This is a genomic window from Polaromonas sp. P1_G4, from assembly GCF_056405475.1.
Window position 1 is genome coordinate 1 of the sequence record NZ_JBFUCA010000867.1, and the last position, 1,132, is coordinate 1,132.

1 protein-coding gene is annotated in these 1,132 nt (G+C 57.9%); it reads left to right on the forward strand.

Annotated elements, in window-relative coordinates; translation table 11 throughout:
* Positions 1-1,132 (forward strand): aminotransferase class I/II-fold pyridoxal phosphate-dependent enzyme (locus AC1D1X_RS24030; protein WP_477699445.1); only part of this gene is annotated, 1,132 nt, incomplete at both ends.

Genomic DNA, 1,132 nt, shown 5'->3' on the forward strand with positions numbered 1-1,132 from the left:
CTGCGCGATTTGAAGACCTTTGCGTGTCCGGTGACCTGCCCTGGATGCAGGCATTGACGACGATGGACAGCACCGCGCAGGGTATTCTCCTGGCGGTCGATACGCGAGGTGTGTTGGTTCGGACGGTGACTGATGGCGATTTGCGTCGCGCTGTGATCGATAAAGCATCTCCCGACGCAGCCCTGACGACGTTGCCTTCACGGCCACCAGTGACCGCCGATGAGTCTTCTTCTCTGGTTGATATCAAGAAACTGATGGATGTCCACGGCATTGCACATGTGCCAATCGTCGACACGGCCGGCCGACCCATTGATATCGTTTTCAGTCGTGAGCTGGCACAACGTGTCTGGTTGTCGTCCCCGCATCTTGGTGAAGAGGAAACGGTATTCGTTGAAGATGCCTTCAAGACCAACTGGATTGCACCGTTGGGCCCTCACGTCGATGGGTTTGAACGCGAACTGGCCGAGCATGTCGGGGTTGCGCACGCCGCAGCGGTCAGTTCAGGAACTGCCGCCATTCACCTGGGCTTGGTCCTGCTGGGCGTCAAACCGGGAGATACCGTATTTTGCTCCTCACTGACCTTTGTCGGCAGTTGCAACCCCATCCTTTATTGCGGAGCAAAGCCGGTATTCATTGATTCCGAACCCCAGTCCTGGAACATGTCGCCCGCAGCGCTGGAACGCGCTTTTGAGTGGGCCAAGCGCGAGAGCCGGCTGCCTGCATGCGTTGTGCTGGTCAACCTCTACGGGCAAAGTGCTGACATGGACGCGCTGCTGCCAATCTGTGAGCGGTATGGTGTTCCAGTGCTTGAAGATGCCGCCGAATCGCTTGGCGCACATTACAAGGGTAAAAGCAGCGGAGCCTTTGGCCGGGTGGCTGTCTATTCCTTCAACGGCAACAAGATCATCACCACTTCGGGAGGCGGAATGTTGGTGGCTGATGATTCCGACCTTATCGCAAGAGCGCGAAAACTCTCGACACAGGCACGGGAGCCCGCTCCCCACTACGAGCACACAGAAGTCGGATTTAACTATCGCATGAGCAATGTTCTGGCCGGAATTGGGCGAGGGCAGCTGCGGGTGCTGGAGCAGCGCGTTTCGCAGCGCCGGCGCGTGTTTGAGCGGTATGTGGA